The sequence below is a fragment of the Thermocrispum agreste DSM 44070 genome (assembly GCF_000427905.1).
GTDB lineage: Bacteria > Actinomycetota > Actinomycetes > Mycobacteriales > Pseudonocardiaceae > Thermocrispum > Thermocrispum agreste.
Genome location: NZ_KE386603.1, coordinates 109607 through 135085 on the forward strand (window position 1 = coordinate 109607; position 25479 = coordinate 135085).

Below are 25479 nucleotides of genomic sequence, written 5' to 3' on the forward strand. Positions count from 1 at the left end.
GCCGTCCCACCGAGGCCGGGCGTTATGAGAAGGTATCGCGCTGTGAGGCACTTCATCCGCCGTAGCTGGCTCGCGCTGCTCGCTGTGACAAGTGTGTTGACCCTTGGCGCCTGTGACACCGGGCCCAGGCAGGCAGGGGCCGCCGCCGTGGTCGGGAACACCCAGATCTCGGTGGACTCGCTGCAGCGCGAGTTCAACTGGTTGCTCAAGAACGTCCCGGAAGCCGAGCAGCTCAGGGCGGAGAAAGCGCTCGGCAGAATCACCAGCAACTCGCTGGCCGCGCGTATCCGCCATGAGCTGATCACCGACACCGCGGCCCGGCTCGGCCTGCGGGCCGACCCGGGGGAGGTCGACACGTTGCTCGGCCGCCTCGGCGGGGAGACCGAAGCGGCCAAGCGGCTGCTGACCACACCGGGCCTGGCCAGGGAGCGCATCGAGGACATGCTCCTGCTGCGGGCGATCGGTGATCACTACGTGGACCGGCTGTCCGTGCGCGTCACCGGCACGTTGATCAGCCAGGAGGAGCCTGGCTCGTCGGCGCGGCAGCGTGCGGTCGAGCTGGGCAAGCGCATGGCGGCCACCCCGGGGGCGGCTGCCGAGCTGGCCGAGCGCGGTGACCAACGGCTGCCGGACGAGCTGACGCTGTCCGAGCTGATCGGCACCGACCGGGAAGTCCTGGCGCAGACCCCGCTGTTCTCGGTCGAACCGGGCACCGTGGTGGTGATGCGGCCGAGCCCGCAGAACGGCTCGCTGTGGCTGGTCGCCTTGGTCGAGGACAGGACGGAGACGCAGGGCGACAGCGACCGTTCCTACCCGGACGAGGTGCTGGCCCAGATCGGTCTGCAGATGCTCCGGCCGGCCGCGGAACGGCTCGGGGTGACGGTCAGCCCGCGCTACGGCGTGTGGGACGAGGCAGGCATGGTCATCCTGAACGACGAGGAGCACGCGCAGAACCACCTGTTCCAGGCGAACGGAGTCGAACGGCAGTGACCGCAGCGGTGCCGGGCTCGCCCCTGGGCCCGGTCGTCGTGATCGTCACGGCGGCGGGCGTCCCCGCCGAGGCATTGAGTGCCGTGCGGGCGGCGGACGTGGTCTACTGCGCGCCCGGCGTGGGGCTGACCGTGCCCGGCGCCGAGCCGGCACCGGAGCGGTCCGAACTGCTGGGCGTCGCCGAACGCAAGTCCGTCGTGCTGCTCGCCGCCGATCGTGCCGATCAGGCCGCGCAAGCGCTCGTGGCCGCGGGCGCCAGGGTCGTCGAGCAGCCCACGCCGCCGTTGCAGCGCGCGGTGGAGGTGATGGACACGCTGAGGTCGCCCGGCGGTTGCCCGTGGGACGGCGAGCAGACGCACGAGTCGTTGCGGCGTTACCTGCTGGAAGAGGCCTACGAACTGCTCGAAGCGATCGAGTCTGGCGATCGGCGGGCGCTGCGCGAAGAACTCGGTGACGTGCTGTTGCAGGTGCTGTTCCATGCCCGGATCGCCGCCGAGCACGCAGACGACCCCTTCGATATCGACGTCGTGGCCACCGAACTGGTCGACAAGCTGATCCGCCGTCACCCGCAGTTGTTCGCGGGGGCGGAAGCTGCGCCTACGGCGCAGGCACAAGAAGAGAACTGGCACCGCCTCAAGCAGCAGCAAATGGGCCGCACGTCGACGCTCGACGGGGTGGCCCTCGGGCAGCCTGCGGCGGCCTTGGCGGGCAAGATCGTCGAACGGGTGCTGCGCGCGGACCTGCCCGAGGACCTGCTGTCGGTGGACGGTCCCGGAGCGGAGCTGTTCGCGCACGCGGCGCGGGCCATGCGGGCCGAGCGTGAGCCGGAAGGGGAGCTGCGCGCCGCGGCCAAGCGGTTCGCCGCCCTGGTCCGCAGGGCCGAGCAGGCGGCGCGCGCCGACGGTGCCGATCCGCTGACGATGGGCGCGGACGGCTGGCGGCGATACTGGCCGAGATCGGAGGAGGAAGCCGACACAGCGTCGGCGTGACCGGACGTTCGACACAGACGGGATAACCTGATCGAGTGAGCGAACCGCCACGGCCTGTTGGCTTGCCACTGCGGCTCCGGCCGCCTGTCGCACGCTTGGCGGTCACGGGGCTGGTGATCGCCGTGGGCCTGACGCTGTTGCTGACCATCGGCGTCAACCGGCCGGCCGCCGAAAGCGACGAAGCCGCGCCCGCACATGCCGGATCGCTGCCCGCGCCCAACGCAGCCGCGCCGCCGCGCGGCGTCCCCGCGCCGGTGGACCGCCCGCACGCCTCCGACGAAGCGGAACTGGCCGCGTGGGCGAAGGAGGTCGGCGGCCTGACCGGGATCCCGGTACGGGCGGTCCGGGCGTACGGCCTGGCGGAGATGTGGATGCGCACGGACGCCCCCAAGTGCCGTCTTGCCTGGTCGACCCTGGCCGGCATCGGGGAGGTGGCCAGCAAACATGCGGGCGGCAAGGTCGAGCCGAACGGTGAGCTGAGCGAGCCCGTGGTGGCCGGCGACGGCCGGGTCGGCCCGCTGCACATCACGCCCGCGAAGTGGAAGGCGCACCGTTTCCGGGCGGCGCGGGACCGCGAACGTCCCGATCCGCAGCACATCGACGACGCGGCGGTGACGGCGGCCCGAGTCCTGTGCGCGCAGGGCAATGACCTGACCGGGGCGCGTGCCTGGTGGAAGGCGGTGGCCGCATTCGGCGGCTCGACGAAGTTCGCGCAGCGGGTGTACCTGGCGACGGAGCGGTATGCCAAGGCAAGCGCTGCCGCCGGCCGATGAGGGCGAACGGTGCGGTCGGCGTCTAGGACCGCGCATCCGGCCCGGACGGGCAGAGACGACGTGAGCTACCGCATGCCTCCAACGGGTGACACCGCGCGGCGGCTACGCTGCGAGACGTCAGTCGTGAGAGCGCGTATCGGCAGGTACGAGCTCACCGTGAGCAGGTAGCGAGGAGTGAGCGTGGCGGTAATCGATCAGGTAGGTGCGCGGGAGATTCTCGACTCGCGTGGCAACCCTACGGTCGAGGTCGAGGTGGCGCTGGACGACGGGACGCTGGCCAGGGCCGCGGTTCCCTCCGGCGCCTCGACAGGGGAGCACGAAGCGGTCGAGCTCCGCGACGGCGATCCGCAGCGCTACAACGGCAAAGGGGTCGAGAAGGCCGTTGCCGCGGTGCTGGACGAGATCGCGCCCGAGCTGGTCGGTATCGACGCGGTCGACCAGCGGATCGTGGACCAGAAGCTGGTCGACCTGGACGGCACGCCGGACAAGTCACGGCTGGGTGCCAACGCCATCCTTGGCGTGTCGCTGGCGGTGGCCAAGGCGGCCGCGGATTCGGCGGGCCTGGAGCTGTACCAGTACCTGGGCGGCCCGAACGCGCACGTGCTGCCGGTGCCGATGATGAACATCCTCAACGGCGGCGCACACGCCGACACCGACGTGGACGTGCAGGAGTTCATGATCGCCCCGATCGGCGCCGAGTCGTTCCGTGAGGCGCTGCGCTGGGGCGTGGAGGTCTACCACGCGCTCAAGTCGGTGCTGAAGGCCAAGGGGCTGAGCACCGGACTCGGCGACGAGGGCGGTTTCGCGCCGAACTTGCCGAACAACCGGGCGGCGCTCGACCTGATCGTCGAGTCGATCAAGAAGGCCGGCTTCACCCCGGGCAGCGACGTGGCGCTGGCGCTGGACGTCGCCGCGACCGAGTTCTTCGCCGACGGCTCGTACAAGTTCGAGGGCAACCAGCGCACCGCGGCCCAGATGGGCGACTACTACGAGGAGCTGCTCGACTCCTACCCGCTGGTGTCGATCGAGGACCCGCTGGCCGAGGACGACTGGGACGGCTGGGTGGAGCTCACCGCCCGCGTCGGCTCCCGGGTGCAGCTGGTCGGCGACGACTTGTTCGTCACCAACCTGGACCGGCTGGAGGACGGCATCGCCCGCCGGGCCGCCAACGCGTTGCTGGTGAAGGTCAACCAGATCGGCACGCTGTCGGAGACGCTGGACGCCATCGCGCTGGCCACCTCCTACGGCTACAAGTCGATGATCAGCCACCGGTCCGGCGAGACCGAGGACACCACGATCGCGGACCTGGCGGTGGCCAGCGGTGCCGGGCAGATCAAGACCGGGGCGCCGGCTCGTGGCGAGCGCACCGCGAAGTACAACCAGCTGCTGCGCATCGAGGAGAACCTGGCCGACGCCGCGCGGTATGCCGGTGACCTGGCCTTCCCCCGCTTCACCGCGAGCGGGTCGAACGGCTCCGACGGTGCGAACGGATAAGGCAGGACGATGACCCGGGCGAAACCTGACCAACGGCGGGCCCCACGGGGCACGTCGCGTCGCCCGGAGCTCACGCGCGGCCGGCCTCGGCCCGGCCCGAGCGCCGCGACCCGGACCCGCGCCAGGACGACCGTGCGGGCCCGGGTCGCCGAAGGCGTGCGCAGCAAGCGGCTGGCCGGGGCGGCGCGTGCGCTCGGGTTGACGTCGACCCGTCGTGCGGCGATCGCCGCCCTCGTGGTGTGCGCGCTGGCGTTCACCCTGGCGGTGCCGCTGCGCACGTATCTGGCGCAGCGGGCCGAGGTCGCCGAACAGGAAGAACTCAAACAGCAGCTGGTCGGCAAGGTGGCCGAGCTGGAGCGCAGGAAGCGGGAGCTGTCCGATCCCGCACACATCGAGGCCGAGGCGCGCAGGCGGTTGCGGTACGTGATGCCCGGTGAGACGCCTTACATCGTGCAGCTGCCCGGGGACGCCTGGACGGACGGCACCAGCGAGCCGGGCAAGCGGGACAAGGTCGACGAGGCGTGGTTCGAGAAGCTGTGGGCCGGGGTGGCGAAGTGAACCAGGCGCGCCCGGTGCCGGCGAAGTGACCCCAGCCGACCAAGTAGTCTCGACGGCCATGCGCAGGGAATTCGAGCCGGTGACCGACGCGGACCGGGAGGTGGTCCGCCAGCAGCTGGGCCGGCCGCCGCGGGCGATGCGGGCCATCGCGGCGCGCTGCCCGAGCGGGCATCCCGCGGTCGTGCAGACCAACCCTCGGCTGGAGGACGGCACACCGTTCCCGACGCTGTACTACCTGACCTGCCCGCGGCTGTGCTCGCTGGTCGGCAGGCTCGAGGCCAGCGGGATCATGCGGGAGATGACCGCGCGGCTGGCGACCGACGACGAGCTGGCCGCGGCGTACCGGCGGGCGCACGAGCAGTACCTGGCGGAGCGGGACGCGATCGAACCGCTCGGCCACCAGGTCACCGCGGGAGGCATGCCCACGCGGGTCAAGTGCCTGCACGTTCACCTGGCCCACCGGCTGGCGGTGGGGCCCGGCGTGAACCCGTTCGGCGACGAAACGTTCGACCTGATCAGCAAGGACTGGCCGGCAGGAGACTGCGCCGCCGAATGACCGGCCGCACACCGGGCCGGTAGGTTCGCGAACGCGTCGTGGCGTCCGGGCGCGACGTCCACCGGGAAAGCTCGTTCCCTGCCGCCGTGGCGCCGCGGGCGACCGTTAGGCTGAGCCCATGACCAGGGTTGCCGCGATCGACTGTGGGACGAACTCCATCCGCTTGCTGGTCGCGGAGCTCATGCCCAATTTCGACGGCACCTGGTACGTGCGCGACCTGCACCGGGAGATGCGCATCGTGCGGCTCGGCCAGGGCGTGGATGCCACCGGCCGGCTCGCGCCCGAGGCCATCGAGCGCACCCGGCAGGCGCTTGCTGCCTACACCGTCGCCGCGCGGCGTAAGGGCGTCGAGCGCATCCGCATGGTGGCTACCTCCGCCACCCGTGATGCCGGCAACCGCGAGGACTTCTTCGCCATGACCGAGGAAACCCTCGGCGTCCGGGCCGAGGTGATCAGCGGGGACATGGAAGCGCGGTTGTCGTTCACCGGCGCGGTCGCCGATCAGGACCCGGACGACGGGCCGTTCCTGGTGGTCGACGTGGGCGGTGGTTCGACCGAGCTGGTTCTCGGCGAGTGGGACGGGCGCGAGGCGAAGGTCCTCGCGGCCAAATCGGTCGACGTCGGGTGTGTGCGGATCACCGAGCGGGTGCTGAAGTCCGACCCGCCGACAGCCGAGGAGATCGCCGCAGGTCGCGAGTTCGCCCGCAAGGTCCTGACGGAAGCGTTCGACGCCATGGACGTGTCGCGAGCCCGGCGCTGGATCGGTGTCGCGGGGACGGTCACCACGCTCTCCGGTGTGGCTCAGGGGCTGCCCAGCTACGACCGCGACAGGATCCATCAGTCCACGCTGACGCCCGGGGAGCTGGAGCGCGTCACCAACGAGCTGCTTGCGCAAAGCCACGAAGAGCGCGCGGCCAATCCGGTGATCCACGCCGGGCGGGTGGACGTCATCGGTGGGGGTGCCCTGGTGGTGCACACGATCGGGCAAATGCTCGCCGAGCGCGGCGGGCCGGTCGACCTGCACGTCAGCGAGCACGACATCCTCGACGGAATCGCTCTCAGCCTGGCCGACTGACGCCTGTCCCGCGCAGTGGGGCCGGGAGGGAAGCGTTCGGCTTCTTCGCGGGACATGTCGTGGCTTGCGCAGCTTTGCGCTGGACGTCTGCAGGCGCGCCGCTTTCATTGGCCGTCACGCGGGTGAGACGCGGCCGTGTCGTGCACTGATCACCGGCTGCGTCACAGGCTGCCTGGCTCAGGCAGCTAGGCCGGGGTTGTCACCGTCGCGGCGCGCTTGGTTTGTGCAGCTAGGTCGGTAGTGCGTCGTGGCCGTGACACGTTCGTGAGTGGTGTGGGTCGGCTGGGGGTGTGCGGTTGTGGTGGGGGTGCGTGCGTGGGTGGTGGTGCTGGCTCGTGGGGTGGTACGGCTGCGGTGCGGTGCCTGAGTGGCGTAGCTCCGCTGGGGATGTGCTGGCGCCGTGGCGGTGCGCCTGCCTGGACCAGCCGGGTCGATGGCGTGTTGGCGTAGCCGCGCTAGGCCGGTGCAGTCGGTCGGGCTGCGCCGTCGTGGTGGCGGCGCGGTTGGCTGGGGTGGTCCGGCCTAGGCCGCCCCTGCCGAGCCGCCGCGCCCGGCTGCCTGGCGAGTGCCCTCCGGTCCGTTTCCGGGGAAGTCAGGCTGGCGAAATCCGCTTCCCCTTCAGACGTCCGGCTCGACGACGGGCCGTCCCGCCGCCACGTGTGAGTGACACTCGGTCGGCTGACCTGGACATTCGCTTGCCGGCGCTAACGATCAGGTTTCCACTACTCCGAATGGCTCACGTCGATCGTGGCAAAGTCCCCACATTCCGGCGCAGAGTGCACTAAGTTCACCCCATCCCATACAGGGCGGAGGAACGGATGAACAAACGGAAGTTGATCGTCGCCGCGGTGGCGGCGGCCCTCGCCGGGGGAACCGCGGCGGTGGCCGTGCCCGCGATGGCGGCTCCGGCAGTGTCCGGAAAGACCGTCGAATTCAACGTGCTCGCCGAGCGTGGCGCCGACCTCGACGAAGTGGCCGAGGCGGTGGAAGCGGCGGGCGGCACCGTGGTCAAGGCCAACAAGGCCGTCGGGCTGCTGACGGTCCGGGCGCCGGAGAAGGGCTTCACGGCCGCGGTGACCAAGGACGACGCGGTCTACGGCGCGACCAAGGCCAGGGCGATCGGCGTCGCGCCGAAGCTGCAGAAGAAGGCCAAGCAGCTCAAGAGCATCGAGACCGAGCACCGCAACAGCAAGGCCAAGCAGCGGAAGGGCACCAACCGGGCCGCCAAGCAGGGCAGCAAGCGGTCCACCATGGACCCGCTGGACGACCAGCTGTGGGGCCTGAAGATGGTGCGCGCGGACCTGGCGCGTGACGTCACTTCCGGCGACAAGCGGGTCCTGGTCGGCGTGATCGACACCGGTGTGGACGGCTCGCACCCGGACATCGCCCCGAACTTCGACAAGGACCTGTCGCGCAACTTCACCGTGGACATGCCGACCGATCCGAACGGCGTGCCGGTGGACGGCCCGTGTGAGTTCCGCGGCTGTGTCGACCCGGCCGACCACGACGACAACGGGCACGGCACGCATGTCGCGGGCATCATCGCCGCCGCGGCCAACGACCTCGGTATCTCCGGCGTGGCTCCGGACGTCACCCTGGTCAACCTGCGGGCAGGCATGGACGCCGGCTACTTCTTCGTCCAGCCGGTGGTGGACGCGCTGACCTACGCCGGCGACCACGGCATCGACGTGGTGAACATGAGCTTCTACGTCGACCCGTGGCTGTACAACTGCGACGCTCACCCGGAGGACTCGCCGGAGGAGCAGGCGGCGCAGCGCACCATCAAGGAAGCGGTCACCCGTGCGCTGGAGTACGCGCACAGCAAGGGCGTGACCCTGGTGTCGGCGCTGGGCAACCAGCACGAGGACAGCGGCAACCCGCTTCCGGACACCTCGAGCCCGAACTTCCCGTCGGGTGTCGCCAAGACGCGCGAGATCGACAACGACACCTGCCTGAGCATGCCCACCGAGGGCCCGAACGTGATCAACGTGTCGGCGCTCGGCCCGTCGAAGAAGAAGGCGGACTACTCCAGCTACGGCCTGGAGCGGATCTCGGTGTCCGCGCCCGGTGGTTACTACCGTGACTACTACGGCACGCCCGACTTCGCGCAGAACGACAACCTGATTCTGTCCGCGTACCCGAAGAACGTGGCGCTGGCCGAGGGCGCGATCGACGAGGACGGCAACATCACCGAGCTCGGCGAAGCGTGGGGCGTCCAGCGTGTCGAGACCGAGGACGGCGAGTACGCCTACTACCAGCCGCTGCAGGGCACGTCGATGGCTTCCCCGCATGCCGCGGGCGTGGCCGCGCTGATCGTGTCGCAGTACGGCTCCGGTGAGGGCGCCGACTTCGGCCTGGAGCCGGAGAAGGTGCGTGCGGTCCTGGAAGGCACCGCGATCGCCACTCCGTGCCCGGTTCCGCGCACGGTCGACTACATCAACGAGGGTCGCGACGAGACCTGGACCGCGACCTGTGAGGGTGGCTGGGAGTTCAACGGCTTCTACGGCCACGGTGTCGTCGACGCCTACGGCGCGGTCCGCCACGGCGCGTCCTACCTGAACAACTGACCCCCATCACTCCACCCCATGGGCAGAGCCCTTCGGACTTCCCGTCCGGAGGGCTCTGCTTTGTTGCCGCCACAGCGGCGCCGCCGCTGGGCGGGGCCTCCCGTTCGCCAATCGGGAACTGTGCGGCAGGAGCTGGGAGGCCACGGCGTCGAGATGTCCTGCCGCGGGGCGACGAATGCTGAGCGGAGCCGGGCCATGGGTGTCCGGCGACTTCGCGCGCCGTCGCCGATGCGAACCGGACCCGGCCCGGGCACGAGCCCACGTGGCCTCAGGGGTTCGAGCATGCGCAAGGGCCCGAGCGTGGCGGCTCGGGCCCTTGCTTCGTGGGTGTCAGGCGGCCGGTTCGCGGATGCCGGTCAAGCGGCCACCTTGGGAGCGTCGGACCGCGTTCTCGCGGCGGTGTGCAGCGGACGCAGGTGGGCATGGACGAGCAAAGCCCGCACACCGGGCTCCGGGCGCGTGTTCAACGCCAGGTAAGCCGCCACGGTGAACGCCACGGTCAGCGCGCCACCGCCCAGCAGCGACCAGCGGGCGCCCAGCTCGCCGGCCACCCAGCCGATGATCGGCGCGCCCACCGGGGTCCCGCCCATCAGCAGCATCAGGTACAGCGACAGCACCCGGCCGCGCATGGCCGCGGGCACGGTGGTCTGGATGTAGGCGTTGGCCGAGGTCAGCACGGTCATGGTGAGCACACCGATGGGCACGAGGGCGGCCGCGAACAGTTCGTACGACGGCATCAGGCCGGATGCCGCCTCCAGCACGCCGAACGACACCGCGCCGGTGAGGACGACCCGCAGGCGGGGCGCCTTGCGCCGGGCGGCCAGCAGCGCGCCGGACAGCGTTCCGATGGCCATGATGGTGCCGAGCAGGCCGTACGCGCTGGGGCCGCGGTGGTAGACGTCGGCCGCCATCAGCGCGTTCGTCATCTGGAAGTTCATGCCGAACGTGCCGACACCGAACATCACGACCATGACCATGACCAAGTCGCGGCGGCCGCGCAGGTAGCGGACACCGGCGGCCATCCTGGCCAGCGGGCCGTCGCGGTCGTCGGAAGTGGCATCGCTCGGGACGTCCGACGGCTTGATCAGCAGCAGCGCGATGATCGGGGCGGCGAACGACAGGCCGTTGAGCAGGAACACCGGACCGGGGCCGAGCACCGCGATCAGCACACCGGCGACCGCGGGCCCGAGCAGCCGGGCTCCGTTGAACGAAGCGCTGTTGAGCGCGACGGCGTTGGTGATGTCCTCCTGGCCGACGAGCTCGGACACGAACGCTTGCCGTGCGGGGTTGTCGAATGCCGTCCCGACGCCGAGCAGGAAAGCCAGCACGTAGACGTGCCAGATCTCGGCTTGGCCGGACACCACCAGCACACCGAGGGCGAGGGCGACCAGGCCGAGAAAGCCGTTGGTGGCGATCAGCAGCTGCCGCTTCGGCAGCCGGTCGGCCAGTACCCCGCCGAACGGCGCGGCCAGCAGGAAGGGAAGGAATTGCAGCCCGGTGGTGATGCCGACGGCCGTTGCGCCACCGCCGAGGGTGACGAGCACCAGCCAGTCCTGGGCGACCCGTTGCATCCACGTTCCGGCGTTGGACACGAACATCCCCGACCAGTAGAGCCGGTAGTCACGGTGCCGCAGCGAGCGGAACATCTGACGCACTGGGGTGGATTCGCCTCCTGACAGCGTAGCGTGACGAGACATAGTTAGTTTAGCTCATTACCTTGGCTAACGGTATGTGGGGAAGCCCTCATGAGCTGCGGGAATAGGGCATGCCGAGGGCCGCGTTGACGCTCGCAACGCGGCCCTCGGGTGTGCTGTGCGTGATCGGGCTACCGGTTCGACGCGCTCCGGACGAAGGCGGCGAGATCGGCGGCCTGCTGGACGCGGGTCTCGTCGTGTACGTACATCATGTGCCCGGCGGGGTAGTACGCCCGCTCGATGTTCTGGTGCAGCTCGTCGGGAATGGCCAGCTGGGCCAGGCTGTGCTCGGCGGCGAAGTACGGGGTGGCGCCGTCGGTGTAGCCGAACGAGACGTGCAGCTTCAGGTGCGGATTGGCGCGCATGGCCGCGGACAGCCGGTCCACCACGCTGATGTGCTTGCCCTCGAACTCGGCGTACGACCACTTCGCATTGACCCGCAGGTTGATCACCTCGTACGGCAGGTCGCTGTGGTAGTTCAGCTCCGCGCGTACGTAGTGATTCAACGCCGCGGCATACGGGCCGAGCAGCGCGTCCATCGTGGGGTCGGAGCTGAACCGCTCCCGTGCGTAGTCGGCCTCCGGCCCGGTGAAGCGGGCGTCCAGCCTGCCGACCACCTTGCGCCGGCTGCGCAGCAGCTCGGTGAAGAACCGGATGTGCTCGATGCGCAGGTTGGCCCGGTCGATGTAATCGGCGGACAGGCCGGTCAGCCGGGCGAGCTTGGCGGCGATGTCGGCGCGTTCCTCGGCGGACAGCCGGGCACCTTGAGCCAGCGCCCACGGGTACTCCCGGGAGGCGAATTCCTCGGCTTCGCGCAGCACGTCGGCCAGCGGGCGGTCGCCGTGCAGGCCGTGGTAGTGGGCGATCGCCGCGTACGTCGGGACGAACAGCGGGTACGGGCGGTCGTTGTGGCCGTCGGCGATCAGCGTGCCGAGGTCCAGCGCCGCCGAGATCAGGATCAGCCCGTTGAGGTAGAGGCCGAAGCGGGTCTGCAGATGCTCGGCCAGCGCGGAGGCGCGCAGTGTGCCGTAGGACTCGCCGGCCAGGAACTTCGGCGACAGCCAGCGGCCGTTGCGGGAGATCCACAGTCGGATCAGCTCGCCGACCGACTCGATGTCGCCGGTGAAGCCGTGGAAGTCCTTGTCCGGTTCGCCCTTCACCGGGCGCGAGTAGCCGGTCGACACCGGGTCGACGAACACCAGGTCGGCGTGGGCCAGCAGGGTCTCCAGGTTGTCGGTGAGCCCGTACGGCGGAGGTTCCATGGCGCCGACGTCACCGGAGACCACCCGGCGCGGTCCGAGCAGCCCGAGGTGCAGCCAGGCGCTCGAGGTGCCCGGCCCGCCGTTGAACGCGAACACGACGGGCCGCCGGGTCGGGTCGGCGTCGTCCACGGTGTAGCTGGTGAGGAAGATCGCCGCGACCGGCTTCAACCCCTCGGACTTGCCGTCGGTGAACACCTCTTTGCGCAGCACCACGCGCCCGGCTTGGGCGGTGTACCGCAGCGGGCCGGTGGGCAGTTCGAGCGTGTGGTGCGTGGTGACCAGCTCGTCGACGGGTTCCTCGGGCTGGCCGGTGGTCTCGGTCGTCGATGTCTCCTCGGGTCGGGTTTCGTCGGCAGGGGATGTCATGCCGCAACACTAAAGCGTCCACACTGGGGAAGTGATCGAATTCGGCGTGCACGCGACCAGCATCGGGGAGCTCGACCAGGCGGTGACGCACTGCAGGGCGTGTCCGCGCCTGGTCGCGTGGCGCGAGGAGGTCGCGCGCACCAAACGGGCAGCGTTCGCCTGCCAGGAGTACTGGGGACGGCCGGTGCCGGGTTTCGGACCCGCGGACGCCGCGCTGGCCATCATCGGTCTGGCACCAGCGGCGCACGGTGCCAACCGCACCGGCCGGATGTTCACCGGGGACCGTTCCGGTGACGTTCTCTATGCCGCCCTGTACGACGTCGGCCTGGCCTCCCAACCGACCAGCACGCACGCCGGTGACGGGTTGGAGTTGTTCGGCGTGCGCATCACCGCCCCGGTCCGGTGCGCTCCGCCGGCCAACAAACCCACCCCGGCGGAACGGGACACCTGCCGTCAGTGGCTGGTACGTGAGTTGGAGCTGCTCGCCCCGACCCTGCGGGCGATCGTGGTGCTGGGCGGGTTCGGCTGGCAGGCCACGCTGAGCGCGCTGGCGCCGGCGGGCTGGCAGGTGCCCCGTCCCCGTCCACGATTTGGACACGGTGTCGAATACGACATCGACGGACTACGTTTGTTCGGTTGCTATCACGTTTCGCAACAGAACACTTTCACCGGAAAACTTACGCCGGAAATGATCAAAGACGTGTTACGCCGGGCGAAATCGGTTGCCCGACTGTGACGCACGCGATCATTCGGCCCCCGTTCCGGCGGCGCGCGGACAGGGGGAGTGCGACGATAGTGGCATGGCTGCCAAGAAGGCTGGACCGAAACGCATTTTGATCCTGGGCGGAGGCTACGTCGGACTGTATGCCGCGCTGGGTCTGCAGCGCAGGCTGCGCGCCAACGAGGCGTCGGTGACCGTGGTCGATCCGCAACCGCACATGACCTACCAGCCGTTCCTGCCGGAGGCAGCCGCCGGATCGATCGAACCGCGGCACGTGGTGGTCCCGCTGCGGCAGGTGCTGCGGCGATGCCATGTGCTCAACGGGCGCGTGCAGGAAATCCGGCACGCCGATCGCGCGGTCACCGTGGAAACCGCGGCGGGCGAGACCAAGAAGCTGGGTTACGACATTTTGATCGTGGCGCTCGGCTCGGTCGCCCGTCTGCTGCCGGTTCCCGGCCTGGCCGAGGAGGGAATCGGCTTCAAGAGCATCGGTGAGGCCATCTGGCTGCGCAATCATGTGATCTCGCGCATGGACCAGGCGGCCAGCACGACCGACCCGGAGGTGCGGCGGAGAAAGCTCACCTTCACGTTCGTCGGCGGCGGGTTCGCGGGCGTCGAGGCGCTCGGCGAGCTGGAGGACATGGCCCGCTACGCCTGCCGGTTCTACGAGACGATCGACGAGAAGGACCTGCGGTGGGTGCTCGTCGACGCCGCCGACCGGATCCTGCCCGAGGTGCGCCCGACGCTGGGCGCCTACACGGTGCGGGCGCTGGAGAAGCGCGGTGTCGAGGTGTACTTGTCGACGCTGGCCAAGTCGTTCGAGAACGGCCGCGTGGTGCTCTCCGACGGCACCGAGTTCGAGTCGGACACCATCGTGTGGACCGCGGGCGTGAAGGCCAACCCGGTGCTGAAGAACTCGGACCTTCCGCTGGACGACCGGCGCCGGGTGCGGACGCACGCCACGCTGCAGGTGGTGGACATGCCGGAGGTGTGGGCGGCAGGCGACTGCGCGGGCGTTCCCGATCTGTCCAGGATCGAGGAGGACTCGAACGCGGTCTGCCCGCCCAACGCCCAGCACGCGGTGCGGCAGGCGCGGCACCTGGCCAAGAACGTGATCCGGTGGATGCGCGGCAAGGAGCTGAAGGACTACCGCCACAAGAACCTGGGCTCGGTGGCCAGCCTCGGGCTGGGCAAGGGCGTCGCCGACACGCTGGGTTTCAAGCTCAAGGGCTGGCCGGCGTGGGCCATGCACCGGGCGTACCACGTCAAGGCCATGCCGACGTTCAACCGGAAGGTCCGGATCACGTTCGACTGGCTGCTCGGCGGGCTGTTCCGGCGGGACATCCTGTCGCTGGGCCAGCTGCACGACCCGCTCGCGGAGTTCCAGCGGGCCAGCAAGCCGGACATCTAGAAGTTCGCGAGCAGGCGGCGGTCACGAAGAGCGGGGACACCGCTACGGAGGCAGACGTCGACGCCGCGTGAGAGCGTCGACCGGGCGTGCCGTTCGCGCCACCTGCGAGCAGGCCTCCACTGGCCATGCCGTCGCTCTGGAACGATTGACGGATCTCCGCGGCGTGGAGGGAGCGGCGTGCCGGCCGGAGGTCAGCGGTGGAGGGAGCGGCGTGCCGGCCGGAGGTCAGCGGCTGAACGTCAGCACGCCGTCCTCCACCGGGCTGTGCCGCAGCTCCGGGATGTCCCGCAGGTAGTTCTGCCGCAGCCGCCACGGCGTCCGGTCGCCCTGCTTGGGCAGCTCGTGCAGCGACCGCAGCACGTAGCCGGCCTTGAGGTCGATGAACGGCTCGGGGTGAACGTCCGGCTCGGGTACCGGTTCGCACCGCTGGTGGCCGCGGGTGCGCATGTGCCGCAGCACCCGGCAGACGTATTCGCAGGCCAGGTCGGCTTTCAGCGTCCACGAGGCGTTGGTGTAGCCGATGATGTAGGCGAAGTTCGGCACCCCGGACAGCATGATGCCCTTGTAGGCCATGCGGTCGGACAGCTCGACCGGTTTGCCGTCCACGGTCAGCGTCATGCCGCCGAACGCCAGCAGCTTCAGCCCGGTGGCGGTGACGATGATGTCCGCGGGCAGCTCGACACCGGACCGCAGCCGGATGCCCTTCTCGGTGAACCGGTCGATGTGGTCGGTGACCACGTCCGCCTTGCCGGACCGGATGGCCTTGAACAGGTCGCCGTCGGGGACCAGGCACATGCGCTGATCCCACGGGTCGTAGCTGGGCGAGAAGTGCGTGTCGACGTCGTAGCCCGGCGGGAGCTGGCGGGCGGCCATGCGCTTGAGCAGTCTGCGCACCAGCTGCGGTCGGCGGCGGCTGAGCTGGTAGAGACCGGTCTGCACCAGGATGTTGCGCCAGCGGTTGACGACGTAGGCCGCCTTGTCGGGCAGGAACCTGCGCAGCAGCGTGGCCAGCGGGTCCTGGGACGGTGCGGTGACGATGTAGGTCGGTGAGCGCTGCAGCATCGTGACGTGCTCGGCGGCGTTCTCGCCGAGCGCCATGGCGGGCACCAGCGTCACGGCCGTGGCCCCGCTGCCGATCACCACGACCCGCTTGCCCGCGTAGTCCAGGTCCTCCGGCCAATGCTGCGGGTGGACCACCGTGCCGGTGAAGTCCTCGACGCCCTCGAACTGCGGCGTGTAGCCGCTGTCGTAGTCGTAATAGCCGCTGCACGACCACAGGAAGTTGCAGGTGAACTGCACCTTCTCGCCCTCGTGCTCGGCGGTGACCCGCCAGACGGCGTCGTCGCTGGACCACTCGGCGGCCACCACCCGGTGCCCGAAGCGGATGTGCCGGTCGATGCCGTATTCCGACGCGGTCTTGCGGACGTAGCGCAGGATCGACGGCCCGTCGGCGATGGCCTTCTGTCCCGGCCACGGCTTGAACCGGTAGCCGAGGGTGTACATGTCCGAGTCGGACCGCACCCCCGGATAACGGAACAGGTCCCAGGTGCCGCCGATCGAGTCGCGCCGCTCCAGGATGGTGAACGTGATCTCGGGCAGCTCCCGGCGCAAGTGACAGGCTGCTCCGACCCCGGACAGGCCCGCGCCGATGATGAGGACGTCTGTGTGCTGCGCCACCATGCGGACAGATTTTACACGCTTGTATAAGACGGCGGATGTGTCTCGATCGTCACCCCCGCTCCGGCCGGTCACTGGGGAGCACGCCGGCGTTGGTCAGCGCGACTGCCCGACGCCACGGGAAAGCGCGCCCGCACGGGCCGTCCGCGGACCGGAAGCCGCCAGCTGCGGCGCGATAGGCTTTTTTCGCCCCCGTAGCCCAATTGGCAGAGGCAGTCGGCTTAAAACCGATCGAGTGCGGGTTCGAGTCCCGTCGGGGGCACGAAAGCACTCGAGCCGATTTCGGCCGGGAACCTGTTCGGCGGACCGGGGGCGTCCGCGGCGCAGAATGGCCCGCAGGCGGAGGCGAAACTCAACGGCCACTGCGGCGTCGGCGGCATCGTTTTCGTGGTGAGCGCGGCCGACGCGCCGGTCACCGTGGACGCCGCCGATTTCCCCGCTCCCGATCGGCGGTGATGGCGGCGATCGTCGCGGGTGCCGTGGCCCTCGTGCTGTTGGTCATTGACCGCGCGCGCCAGCTTCGCAGCCGCGTGGAGATGTCCAGCCCTCTGTCTCTGGTGGCGTGGGGTGACCAGCTCCGCGTTCCCTGGTGCGGGGCAACCGGCTCCGCAGCCGCGCGGAGATGTCCGAGTCCTCCTGACGGCGCTGAGCCGTGCGACGCTCCTCCTGACGGTACTGAGACGTGCGACGTAGGGCCTGCCGACGGCAGGATGGGAAGTAAACAGGCCCCTGCGCCGTTGGCCCACCCCGTGGGCGACGTCGTTCGCCTCGCAGGGAAAGTGTTCAGTAGCCGCACCGTCACGGTGCGGAACGAGTGCGACCCTGAAGGGATGGCGAATGCCCCGCGGAACCGTGCAGTGGTTCAACGCCGAAAAGGGTTTCGGCTTCATCGCCGCGGAAGACGGCAGCGACGTGTACGTGCACTTCTCGGCCATCGAAGGCAACGGCTACCGCAGCCTGGAGGAGAACCAGCGCGTCGAATTCGAGCTGGCGCAAGGGCACAAGGACCCCCAGGCCAGCCGCGTGCGCAGGCTGTGACAGCCGGGCAACGTCCGACCTTGCCATCGGCCGACAACGCCGCCGAGCCCTTCCGGTCGGCGGCGTTGTCGCGTGCTGGCCACTCGCGCGCTTCCGGTCGTCGTGTGGGGTGGCCTCGTGCGGGGTAGTCAGCTGCGCAAGCAGCGAGGAGGCAGCATGGCTCGGCCGGTGTGGCGTGGATCGATCACCTTCGGATTGGTGAGCATCCCGGTGGCGCTCTACAGCGCCGTCGACGATCACACCGTCCATTTCCATCAGCTCCAGCGCGGCACCAACGACCGCATCCGGTATCGGCGGGTCAACGAGCGCACCGGCGACGACGTCGGCTTCGACGACATCGTCAAAGGACGCGAGGTCGGCGACGGTGAATACGTCGTGGTGGAGCCGGACGAGCTGGCCGACATCGCCCCCGGGCGCTCCCGTTCCATCGAGATCGAGTCGTTCGTCGCCCTGGACGAGATCGATCCCGTCCACTTCCGCACCACCTATTGGCTCGGGCCGAGCGGCGAGGGCAGCGTGAACCCGTACCGGCTGTTGGCCGCGGCCATGGCCCGCACCAACCGCGTCGGCATCGCCCAGTTCGTGATGCGCAACAAGCAGTACCTCACCGCGGTGCGTGCCGACCGGGGTGTCCTCGCCCTGGACACCTTGTACTTCGCGGACGAGATCCGTGATCCCGCGGACGTGCTGGACGTCGATCTCGGCAAACGGCCGGGCAAGGGCAAGCAGCTGGACATGGCGGTGGCGCTGATCGAGGCGATGGAAGCGCCGTGGCGGCCGCAGGACTACCGCGACACCTACACCGAGCGGGTGGAGAAGCTGGTGGCGGACAAGAAGGCGGGCAAGAAGCCGGAGCCCGCGCCCGAGCCCGCCGAGGTGTCCAGTCTGATGGACGTCCTGCAGCGCAGCGTGGCGCAGGCCAAGGGCAAGGGTGCCTCCGGCAAGGCCACGAAATCCGGTAAGGGGAGTGGCAGGAAGCCCGATCTCGACGAGGCGTCGAAGACCGACCTGGTGAAGCTGGCCAGGAAGCTCGGCATCGCCGGCCGGTCCACGATGACGGCCGCCGAGCTGCGCAAGGCCATCCGCCGCGCGGAGAAGAAGGCCGGGCGGGCCGCCTGATCCGTTCCCGCCCTGCCTGCGGCCGGATCCCGGGCCGTGCTCGCCGGGCCACTCGGCGGCGTGGCCGGACCTGCCCCGCCGGGGCGGAATATCGTGGCCGGTACGCCGGTTGCGTCAACGCAACATGCGACTACGGGAGGCGCGATGCAGTTCGGCATCTTCAGCGTCGGCGATGTGACTCCGGATCCGACCACCGGGCGGACGCCCACCGAGGAGGAACGGATCAAGGCGATGGTCACCATCGCGCTCAAGGCCGAGGAGGTCGGCCTGGACGTCTTCGCGACCGGAGAGCACCACAATCCGCCGTTCGTGCCGTCGTCGCCGACCACCATGCTCGGTTACATCGCGGCCCGCACCGAGCGGCTGATCCTGTCCACCGCGACCACGTTGATCACCACCAACGACCCGGTGAAGATCGCCGAGGACTACGCGATGCTGCAGCACCTGGCCGACGGCCGGGTCGACCTGATGATGGGCCGCGGCAACACCGCCCCGGTCTACCCGTGGTTCGGCAAGGACATCCGCCAGGGCATTCCGCTGGCGATCGAGAACTACGGGCTGCTGCACCGGCTGTGGCGCGAGGACGTCGTGGACTGGGAGGGCAAGTTCCGCACCCCGCTGTACGGGTTCACCTCCACGCCGCGCCCGCTCGACGGCGTGCCACCGTTCGTCTGGCACGGCTCCATTCGCAGTCCGGAGATCGCCGAGGTGGCCGCCTACTACGGCGACGGTTTCTTCGCCAACCACATCTTCTGGCCGAAGGAGCACTTCCAGCGGCTGGTCGGGCTGTACCGGGAGCGGTACGAGCACCACGGCCACGGCTCGGCCGACCAAGCCATCGTCGGCCTCGGCGGCCAGGTGTTCATCCGGAAGAACTCCCAGGACGCCATCCGGGAGTTCCGCCCGTACTTCGACCACGCCCCGGTCTACGGCGGCGGGCCGTCACTGGAGGAGTTCATGGAGACCACGCCGCTGACCGTGGGCAGCCCGCAGCAGGTCATCGACCGGACGATGACCTTCCGCGAGCACTTCGGCGACTACCAGCGGCAGTTGTTCCTCGCCGACCACGCCGGCCTGCCGTTGAAGACCGTGTTGGAGCAGCTGGACATCCTGGGCGAAGAGGTCATCCCGGTGCTGCGCAAGGAGTTCGACGCGCTGCGGCCCGCGCACGTCCCGGAGGCCCCGGTGCACCCTAGGGTGGCCAAGCGGAATCAGCGTCCGGAGGCCGGATCCGGATCGGCGGAGTCCGCGGAGCCGGCGGCCGGTTCCGGCGCCGAGCCGGACACCAGGTCCGAGTAGTCCGGGTGCTTGGCGATCCACCCGCGGATGAACGGGCACTCGGCGACCACGCGCAGGCCCCGCCTGCGTGCGTCGTCCAACGCCCCGCGCGCCAGCACGCTGCCCAGTCCGCGGCCGCTGAACGCCTGGTCGACTTCGGTGTGGATGAACGTGATGGTGTCCGCATCGAGGCGGTACTCGGCGAACCCGGCGAGCCGGCCGTCGGCGGTCAGCTCGAAACGACGCTTGTCCGGGTTGTCGGTCACCGTCGCGGCCGTGGAGTCCATGGCGCCGAGCCTACGATGGGATGACGATGAGCAACACCGAGAGCCGCCCGCCCGAGGTCACCTGCGCAGAGGGTGCCCAGGGTGCAGGCGTGCAGATCCTCACCGCGCGTGAGGTTCCTCTCGGTGGCCCGCGGGCGCTGCTGGTGCGCCGCACGCTCCCGCAACGCGCTCGCACGCTGATCGGCGCCTGGTGCTTCGCCGACCACTACGGGCCGGACACCACGCCGATGATCGTCCCGCCTCACCCGCACACCGGGCTGCAGACCGTGAGCTGGCTGTTCGACGGGGAGATCGAGCATCGCGACAGCGGCGGGCACCATCAGTTCGTCCGGCCCGGTGAGCTGAACCTGATGACGGGCGGACACGGCATCAGCCACTCCGAGGTCTCCACGCGGAGCGGCGAGATCCTGCACGGTGTCCAGCTGTGGGTGGCGCTGCCGGATTCCGCCCGCCATGCCCCGCGTGACCTGCAGTTCCACGTGCCCGAGCCGGTGCGGGCGAATGGTGCCGTCGCGCGCGTGTTCCTGGGATCGGTGCCCGGGGTGGCGAGCTCTCCGGTGCGGACCTTCACTCCGCTGCTCGGCGCGGAACTGGTGCTGGATCCCGGCACGACGTTCGAGCTGCCGCTGGACGAGACCTTCGAGCACGGCGTCCTGCTCGACCAAGGTGCCGTCACGGTCGCGGGCACCCCGGTGAAAGAAGCGGAGCTCGCCTACCTTGCGCCACGGCGCGCAAGCGTCGAGCTCCGCGCGGGTGACGACGCTCCGGCGCGGATGCTGGTCCTGGGCGGGCCTCCGTTCGGGGACGAGATCGTCATGTGGTGGAACTTCGTCGCCCGCAGCCACGACGAAATCGTCGAGTACCGGGCGGACTGGGAAGCCGGGTCCGAGCGCTTCGGCCGGGTCGACGGTTATCGGGGCGAGCCCAGCCGCCTACCTGCGCCGCCATTGCCGAACGTGGTGATCAAACCGAGGCGCAACCCCACCTGATCCACCCGGCGCCGCTGTGCATGGTCGCCCGTAACGAGGGCGGACGTTCGGCGGTCGCGTGGCGGCCAGGCCGCTCGCGCGCTGCCGACCGCTGACGGCAGACCTGGCCGATCGCCGCCGGCTCGACGCGAGAGGACGGCAGACTCCGGCCAGCCGGCGTGTGGCCGAGGGCAGGCACTGGCTGGTCGGTTCCTGCGTGCGCCGACGACGCCCGTGGTGGAGGCGCTGTCGCAGTGCGGCCGCTGGCCGGTCGCTGGTGCGCCGACTACGCAGCACAACCTCCCGGCTCCACCGGACCCGCGCCCCGCCGTCAGTGGTGGACGTCCGGCTGGCGGTCGGCTGTCCGGCGGCCACGCTCGGTTCTATGAACAAAAGTGTTCACTTATGTTACCGTCCGGTAGTGGACCAACCGCGGATCCCACCGGCCACCCGGCGCGACATGGGGCTGGTGAACACGGCCATCACCGGAGCGCTCGGCGCTGCGGCGGGCACCGGGCCGCCCAACCTGTTCACCACGTTGGCCCGCCACCGCCGCATGTTCCGCCCATGGCTGATGTTCGCCGGCACGCTCATGCCCGGCGGGACACTGCCGCGCCGCGACACCGAGCTGGTCATCCTGCGCGTCGCCCACCTGTGCGGCTGCGCGTACGAGTGGCAGCACCACGTGAAGCTCGCCCGGCAGTCCGGGATCACGAACGCCGAGATCGAGGCGGTCGCGGTGGGTCCGTCGGCGCAGGCATGGACACCGCGGCATCGCTCGCTGCTGACCGCCGTCGACGAGCTGCACCACGACCGATCCATCACGTCCGGAACGTGGCAGCAGCTGCGCGGCTGTCTCGACGAGCGGCAGCTGATCGAACTCCCCATGCTCGTGGGGCACTACGAAATGGTGGCGATGACCATCAACGCTCTCGGCATCCAGCCGGACACCCCACGGCGGCCGACCGGTCTGGCCCGCGTGGTGCAGGCCGTCAGCGCACGATTCACCAGGAGGTCGGCATGACGCGTCCGTTCGCGGGAGCGACGGCCATCGTCACCGGTGCGGCAAGCGGCATCGGCGCGGAGATCGCCAGGCAAATGGCCACCGGAGGGGCATTCGTGCTGGCCACCGACGTGGCGGAGGAGCCGCTGCACGCCGTGATCGGCGAGATCAAGCGTGCAGGCGGCTCGGCCCGGGCGATGCGGGTGGACGTGGCGGACCGGGCCGACGTGCAGGACGCCGTCGACGAAGTGGTCGCCGAATTCGGCCGCCTGGACTACATGGTCAACAACGCGGGTGTGGGCATCTTCGGCGAAGTCGAAACGGTGAGCCTGGACGAGTCCGACACGACGGTCGACGTCAACCTGCGCGGGGTGCTCAACGGGGTGATGATCGCCTACCGCCAGATGCTCCGCCAACGCTCCGGCCACATCGTCAGCACCGCTTCGGCGGCCGGCCTGGTGCCGGTCCCGCTGCAGGTGCACTACACCGCCACCAAGCACGCCGTGGTCGGTTTGCACAAGGCGCTGGCGCTGGAGGCGGAAGAGGCGGGCATTCGCACCACGGTGTTCTGCCCCGCCTGGGTGGAATCCGGCATGTTCGACACGGCCACCCTGCACGGCAGCATGAGCGTGCCGAACCCCAGGACGATCGTCCCGGTCAGGCCACTGCCCACCGAGGAGGCGGTGCGCAGGCTGTTGCGTGGTGTGCGGCGCGGGCGACGCTTCGTGATCACCCCGTTCTACGCCCGCCTGGGCTGGTGGCTGGAACGTCTCTCCCCGCAGGCGAGCCACCAGTTGCATCGGCTCATGCTGCGTGAAGTGCGGAAACGAACCGCCCGCGCCCGCTCGAAGGTCTGACGCGGCCGGCGTCCGGCCGGGCGGGGGCTCCGCTGCGGCGCGGAACGGAGGTAGGTTCGCGGGATGACTTCACACGATGCGGTGATCGTCGGCGGCGGGCACAACGGCTTGGTGGCCGCCGCCTACCTGGCCCGAGCCGGCCTGCGCGTGGTGGTCCTGGAACGGGGAGCGTCGCCCGGCGGTGCCGCGGTCAGCCATGCGGCCTTCGAAGGCGTAAACGTGCGGCTGTCGCGGTACGCCTACCTGGTGAGCCTGCTACCCAAGCGAATCGTCGACGACCTGGGCTTGCGTGTGCGGCTGCGGCGCCGCCGGATTTCCTCGTACACGCCGGTCAAGCGGGGCGACGCGGCCACCGGACTGCTGGTGGACGGAGAGGACGCCGAGCGGACCGCCGAGTCGTTCCGCCGTGTGACCGGATCGACGCGCGACTACCAAGCGTGGCAGGAACTGTCCGCGCTGACCGGTCGTGTCGCCCAGCGCGTGTTCCCCACGCTGACCGAGCCCTTGCCCACCCGCGAGCAACTACGGGCGGCCGTCGGTGACGACGAGGCATGGCGGGTGGTCTTCGAGCAACCGCTCGGCGAGACGCTGCGGGAACGCTTCACTGACGACACGGTGCGCGGCGTGGTGGCCACGGACGGGCTGATCGGGACGTTCGCCGACCTGGACGGCACGGACCTGCGGCAGAACAGGTGCTGGCTGTACCACGTGATCGGGGGCGGCACCGGCGACTGGGACGTTCCGGTCGGCGGCATGGGAGCGGTCACCGCTGCTTTGGTCGACGCCGCGCGGTCGGCGGGCGCGGACATCGTGACCGAGGCCGAGGTCACCGCCATCGACCCCGACGGCGAGGTGCGCTTCCGCCGCCGCGACGCCGAGCACACCGCGCACGGCAGGTGGATCCTGGCCAACGTGGCGCCGAGCGTGCTGAGCGAACTGCTCGGCGACCCCGCGTCGGCGCCGGAAGGCGCGCAGCTCAAGGTCAACATGGTGCTGCGGCGGCTGCCGAAGCCGGCCGACCCCGCGGTGGATCCGCGCGACGCGTTCAGCGGCACGCTGCACGTCAACGAGGACTTGGCGCAGCTGCAGGAGGCGTACCGGGTCACCGCCGAAGGGCGCATCCCGCAGCTGCCGCCGTGCGAGATCTACTGCCACTCGCTGACCGACGACTCGATTCTCGGGCCCGAGGAAGGCCAGGCGGGCATGCAGACGTTGACGCTGTTCGGCCTGCACATGCCCGCACGGCTGTTCGCCGCCGACCACGAGGCGGCGAAAGCCGAAGCGCTGCGCGCCACGTTGCGGTCGCTGGACTCGGTGCTCGGCGAGCCGATCGAGAGCTGCCTGCACACCGACGCGGCGGGCAGGCCGTGTCTGGAAGCGAAGACACCGCTGGATTTGCAGGGCGAGCTGGGCATGCCGGGTGGGCACATCTTCCACGGCGATCTGCAGTGGCCGTATGCACACGGCGAGCACGACCCGGGCAGCTGGGGAGTGGCCACCAAGTACCCGCGCGTGCTGCTCTGCGGCGCCGGAGCGCTGCGGGGCGGCGGGGTCAGCGGCATCGGCGGCCACAACGCCGCGATGGCCGTGCTGGCCGAATCGGCGGGTGGACAGCGTGCTGCCTGAGCCATTGGACGGACAACGCCCCGTCGCCGACCCGGCCGGGCTGATCGACCACCTGCTGCACGCGCACGAGCTCGACCGCCAGCGGCTCGCCGAACGCATCCACGACGACCCCATGCAGGCACTGGTCGCGGTCGGGCTGCGCATGCAGCTGCTGGCCGCACGGCTGCCGGAAGCCGGACGCGAGCACATGAACGAGGTGACCGAGGCGGTCTCGGCGGCGATGACGACGCTGCGTGGGCTGGTGACCTCGCTGCGGCCGCGGGCGCTCGAACTGGGCACGCTCGAGGAGATGCTGCGCGCCTACGTGCTGCACGCGGCCGAGGAGTGGGCGCTGGACGGGCAGGTCGACTACCTGGTGGCCGACGAGCTCGAGTCGCGCGTCGTCCTCACGGCCTTCCGCCTCACCCAGATCGCGGTGGAGGACGTGCGGCGCCGCGGCAGTGCCACCCGGCTGACGGTCACCGTCAGGCCGGACCACGGCGGCCTGCTCACCGAGGTCGGGGACAACGGGCCGCACGACGGGCAGCCGGAAGGCGCCGAACTGAGCTCCCGGGTGATGCGGGAATGGGCGCTGTCCGGCGGCGGGTGGTGGGAAAGCGAGGCGTCCGCCACGGGCACCACGGTGCGATTCTGGTTGCCACTGCGTCTGCTGGAAGCCACACCATGACCATCGGGGACGATCCGATACGCGTGCTGATCGTGGACGACGAGCCGGCGATCCGGGCGGCGCTGCACGCACTGCTGGAGATCGAGCCGGACATCGCGGTGGTCGGCGTCGCCGGTTCGGCGCAGGAGGCCGTGTCGCTGGCCGAGCAGCTGGCTCCGGACGTCATCGTGCTGGACATCCGGCTCCCCGGTGGCGGGGGCGAGCGTGCCGCGGGCGAGCTGCGCCGGAGGGTGCCTGCCACGAAGCTGCTGGCGTTCTCGGCGCTCGGCGACCATGAATCGATCGCCACCATGCGGTCCCTGGGGGTGTCGGACTACCTGGTCAAAGGCGCGCCGAACCACGAAGTGGTCGACGCCGTCCGGGTACTGGGCCAGCGCGCCGCGCGGGGCAGGTAGCGCACACCCGCCGGTGCCGACCGGGGCGGCGAGCACGCTCGCATGGCCCGCGACCTGCGTTCTCGAGGTTGGCCGGGCACCTCGGCCTGGTCATCGGCACTGCCTGTG

The 25479-nt window shown here is 70.1% G+C and carries 23 protein-coding genes and 1 tRNA gene; 20 read left to right on the forward strand and 4 right to left on the reverse strand.

What is annotated here, in order from left to right; all coding sequences use genetic code 11:
* Positions 1-147 precede the first annotated feature (147 nt).
* The 8 genes from YWY_RS0110720 to YWY_RS0110755 all read left to right on the forward strand — a co-directional run bounded on the left by YWY_RS0110720 (position 148) and on the right by YWY_RS0110755 (position 9002).
* Complete coding sequence (locus tag YWY_RS0110720; RefSeq protein ID WP_028847595.1) at positions 148-990, forward strand: hypothetical protein; 843 nt, start codon at positions 148-150, stop codon at positions 988-990.
* Positions 987-1979: a nucleoside triphosphate pyrophosphohydrolase gene (locus YWY_RS0110725; protein WP_245566641.1), complete on the forward strand. Its 993-nt coding sequence runs from the start codon at positions 987-989 to the stop codon at positions 1977-1979. The genes YWY_RS0110720 and YWY_RS0110725 overlap by 4 nt, the downstream gene beginning before the upstream one ends.
* A 95-nt stretch (positions 1980-2074) precedes the next feature.
* Positions 2075-2752 carry a lysozyme family protein gene (locus YWY_RS0110730; protein ID WP_051310150.1) on the forward strand — a complete coding sequence of 226 codons (678 nt, stop codon included), beginning with the start codon at positions 2075-2077 and terminating at the stop codon, positions 2750-2752.
* A 180-nt stretch (positions 2753-2932) separates the two neighbouring features.
* Positions 2933-4246, forward strand: coding sequence for a phosphopyruvate hydratase (gene eno / locus YWY_RS0110735; protein ID WP_028847598.1), 1314 nt, complete (start codon positions 2933-2935; stop codon positions 4244-4246).
* Between the two features lie 132 nt (positions 4247-4378).
* The gene (locus YWY_RS21460; RefSeq protein ID WP_245566642.1) at positions 4379-4804 is read left to right on the forward strand and encodes an FtsB family cell division protein; all 426 of its coding nucleotides are present in this window, start codon (positions 4379-4381) and stop codon (positions 4802-4804) included.
* Positions 4805-4862: 58 nt separating this feature from the next.
* Positions 4863-5360: a DUF501 domain-containing protein gene (locus YWY_RS0110745; RefSeq protein WP_028847600.1), complete on the forward strand. Its 498-nt coding sequence runs from the start codon at positions 4863-4865 to the stop codon at positions 5358-5360.
* Between the two features lie 118 nt (positions 5361-5478).
* Positions 5479-6435, forward strand: a complete 957-nt coding sequence (locus YWY_RS0110750; RefSeq protein WP_028847601.1) for a Ppx/GppA phosphatase family protein — start codon at positions 5479-5481, stop codon at positions 6433-6435.
* A gap of 818 nt (positions 6436-7253) precedes the next feature.
* Complete coding sequence (locus tag YWY_RS0110755; RefSeq protein WP_028847602.1) at positions 7254-9002, forward strand: S8 family serine peptidase; 1749 nt, start codon at positions 7254-7256, stop codon at positions 9000-9002.
* Positions 9003-9358: 356 nt separating this feature from the next.
* Here YWY_RS0110755 and YWY_RS0110760 read toward each other — a convergent pair whose 3' ends face one another.
* Positions 9359-10648, reverse strand: coding sequence for an MFS transporter (locus YWY_RS0110760; protein WP_028847603.1), 1290 nt, complete (start codon positions 10646-10648; stop codon positions 9359-9361).
* Positions 10649-10827: 179 nt separating this feature from the next.
* Positions 10828-12324, reverse strand: a complete 1497-nt coding sequence (locus YWY_RS0110765; protein WP_028847604.1) for a S10 family peptidase — start codon at positions 12322-12324, stop codon at positions 10828-10830.
* 31 nt (positions 12325-12355) lie between these two features.
* Between YWY_RS0110765 and YWY_RS0110770 the strand changes: the two genes are divergently transcribed.
* A complete protein-coding gene (locus YWY_RS0110770) occupies positions 12356-13060 on the forward strand; it encodes a uracil-DNA glycosylase (protein ID WP_245566643.1) in 705 nt (234 codons plus the stop codon).
* A 64-nt stretch (positions 13061-13124) separates the two neighbouring features.
* Positions 13125-14456 carry an NAD(P)/FAD-dependent oxidoreductase gene (locus tag YWY_RS0110775; protein ID WP_028847606.1) on the forward strand — a complete coding sequence of 444 codons (1332 nt, stop codon included), beginning with the start codon at positions 13125-13127 and terminating at the stop codon, positions 14454-14456.
* A 225-nt stretch (positions 14457-14681) separates the two neighbouring features.
* On the opposite strand, the gene YWY_RS0110780 is transcribed toward YWY_RS0110775, so the two are convergent.
* On the reverse strand, positions 14682-16136 hold the full coding sequence (locus YWY_RS0110780) for a flavin-containing monooxygenase (protein ID WP_038045002.1): 1455 nt from the start codon (positions 16134-16136) through the stop codon (positions 14682-14684).
* 185 nt (positions 16137-16321) lie between these two features.
* Here YWY_RS0110780 and YWY_RS0110785 point away from each other — a divergent pair.
* From YWY_RS0110785 to YWY_RS21470, 4 genes are all read left to right on the forward strand, one after another.
* A tRNA-Leu gene (locus YWY_RS0110785) sits at positions 16322-16395 on the forward strand.
* A 575-nt stretch (positions 16396-16970) separates the two neighbouring features.
* Positions 16971-17171, forward strand: a complete 201-nt coding sequence (locus YWY_RS0110790; RefSeq protein ID WP_028847608.1) for a cold-shock protein — start codon at positions 16971-16973, stop codon at positions 17169-17171.
* Positions 17172-17327: 156 nt separating this feature from the next.
* A complete protein-coding gene (gene ku / locus YWY_RS0110795; protein WP_028847609.1) occupies positions 17328-18290 on the forward strand; it encodes a non-homologous end joining protein Ku in 963 nt (320 codons plus the stop codon).
* Positions 18291-18434: 144 nt separating this feature from the next.
* A complete protein-coding gene (locus YWY_RS21470) occupies positions 18435-19589 on the forward strand; it encodes an LLM class flavin-dependent oxidoreductase (RefSeq protein ID WP_084609188.1) in 1155 nt (384 codons plus the stop codon).
* Here the strand turns inward: YWY_RS21470 and YWY_RS21475 are convergent.
* The gene (locus tag YWY_RS21475) at positions 19502-19855 is read right to left on the reverse strand and encodes a GNAT family N-acetyltransferase (protein ID WP_051310151.1); all 354 of its coding nucleotides are present in this window, start codon (positions 19853-19855) and stop codon (positions 19502-19504) included. The two genes, YWY_RS21470 and YWY_RS21475, sit on opposite strands and share 88 nt — an antisense overlap.
* Before the next feature lie 26 nt (positions 19856-19881).
* Here YWY_RS21475 and YWY_RS0110810 point away from each other — a divergent pair, with 26 nt between their 5' ends.
* The 6 genes from YWY_RS0110810 to YWY_RS0110835 all read left to right on the forward strand — a co-directional run bounded on the left by YWY_RS0110810 (position 19882) and on the right by YWY_RS0110835 (position 25371).
* Positions 19882-20844: a pirin family protein gene (locus YWY_RS0110810; RefSeq protein WP_028847610.1), complete on the forward strand. Its 963-nt coding sequence runs from the start codon at positions 19882-19884 to the stop codon at positions 20842-20844.
* 400 nt (positions 20845-21244) lie between these two features.
* Positions 21245-21847 (forward strand): carboxymuconolactone decarboxylase family protein, encoded by a 603-nt coding sequence (locus YWY_RS0110815; protein ID WP_038045005.1) that lies wholly within the window; start codon positions 21245-21247, stop codon positions 21845-21847.
* The gene (locus YWY_RS21480) at positions 21844-22683 is read left to right on the forward strand and encodes an SDR family oxidoreductase (protein WP_038045007.1); all 840 of its coding nucleotides are present in this window, start codon (positions 21844-21846) and stop codon (positions 22681-22683) included. Before YWY_RS0110815 ends, YWY_RS21480 begins: the two co-directional genes overlap by 4 nt.
* A 63-nt stretch (positions 22684-22746) precedes the next feature.
* On the forward strand, positions 22747-24309 hold the full coding sequence (locus tag YWY_RS0110825; protein ID WP_028847612.1) for a phytoene desaturase family protein: 1563 nt from the start codon (positions 22747-22749) through the stop codon (positions 24307-24309).
* Positions 24299-24976, forward strand: a complete 678-nt coding sequence (locus YWY_RS0110830) for a sensor histidine kinase (protein ID WP_156899200.1) — start codon at positions 24299-24301, stop codon at positions 24974-24976. The genes YWY_RS0110825 and YWY_RS0110830 overlap by 11 nt, the downstream gene beginning before the upstream one ends.
* The gene (locus YWY_RS0110835) at positions 24973-25371 is read left to right on the forward strand and encodes a response regulator (protein WP_038045008.1); all 399 of its coding nucleotides are present in this window, start codon (positions 24973-24975) and stop codon (positions 25369-25371) included. The genes YWY_RS0110830 and YWY_RS0110835 overlap by 4 nt, the downstream gene beginning before the upstream one ends.
* The last annotated feature ends 108 nt before the right edge of the window (positions 25372-25479 follow it).

What these genes read in the sequence shown, in the direction of transcription:
- YWY_RS0110745 (WP_028847600.1), top strand. Translation starts at nt 4,863, where the DNA reads ATGCGCAGGGAATTCGAGCCGGTGACCGACGCGGACCGGGAGGTGGTC.
- YWY_RS0110750 (WP_028847601.1), top strand. Translation starts at nt 5,479, where the DNA reads ATGACCAGGGTTGCCGCGATCGACTGTGGGACGAACTCCATCCGCTTG.
- YWY_RS0110755 (WP_028847602.1), top strand. Translation starts at nt 7,254, where the DNA reads ATGAACAAACGGAAGTTGATCGTCGCCGCGGTGGCGGCGGCCCTCGCC.
- YWY_RS0110760 (WP_028847603.1), bottom strand. Translation starts at nt 10,648, where the DNA reads ATGTTCCGCTCGCTGCGGCACCGTGACTACCGGCTCTACTGGTCGGGG.
- YWY_RS0110765 (WP_028847604.1), bottom strand. Translation starts at nt 12,324, where the DNA reads ATGACATCCCCTGCCGACGAAACCCGACCCGAGGAGACATCGACGACC.
- YWY_RS0110775 (WP_028847606.1), top strand. Translation starts at nt 13,125, where the DNA reads ATGGCTGCCAAGAAGGCTGGACCGAAACGCATTTTGATCCTGGGCGGA.
- YWY_RS0110780 (WP_038045002.1), bottom strand. Translation starts at nt 16,136, where the DNA reads ATGGTGGCGCAGCACACAGACGTCCTCATCATCGGCGCGGGCCTGTCC.
- YWY_RS0110790 (WP_028847608.1), top strand. Translation starts at nt 16,971, where the DNA reads ATGCCCCGCGGAACCGTGCAGTGGTTCAACGCCGAAAAGGGTTTCGGC.
- ku (WP_028847609.1), top strand. Translation starts at nt 17,328, where the DNA reads ATGGCTCGGCCGGTGTGGCGTGGATCGATCACCTTCGGATTGGTGAGC.
- YWY_RS21470 (WP_084609188.1), top strand. Translation starts at nt 18,435, where the DNA reads ATGCAGTTCGGCATCTTCAGCGTCGGCGATGTGACTCCGGATCCGACC.
- YWY_RS21475 (WP_051310151.1), bottom strand. Translation starts at nt 19,855, where the DNA reads ATGGACTCCACGGCCGCGACGGTGACCGACAACCCGGACAAGCGTCGT.
- YWY_RS0110810 (WP_028847610.1), top strand. Translation starts at nt 19,882, where the DNA reads ATGAGCAACACCGAGAGCCGCCCGCCCGAGGTCACCTGCGCAGAGGGT.
- YWY_RS21480 (WP_038045007.1), top strand. Translation starts at nt 21,844, where the DNA reads ATGACGCGTCCGTTCGCGGGAGCGACGGCCATCGTCACCGGTGCGGCA.
- YWY_RS0110825 (WP_028847612.1), top strand. Translation starts at nt 22,747, where the DNA reads ATGACTTCACACGATGCGGTGATCGTCGGCGGCGGGCACAACGGCTTG.
- YWY_RS0110835 (WP_038045008.1), top strand. Translation starts at nt 24,973, where the DNA reads ATGACCATCGGGGACGATCCGATACGCGTGCTGATCGTGGACGACGAG.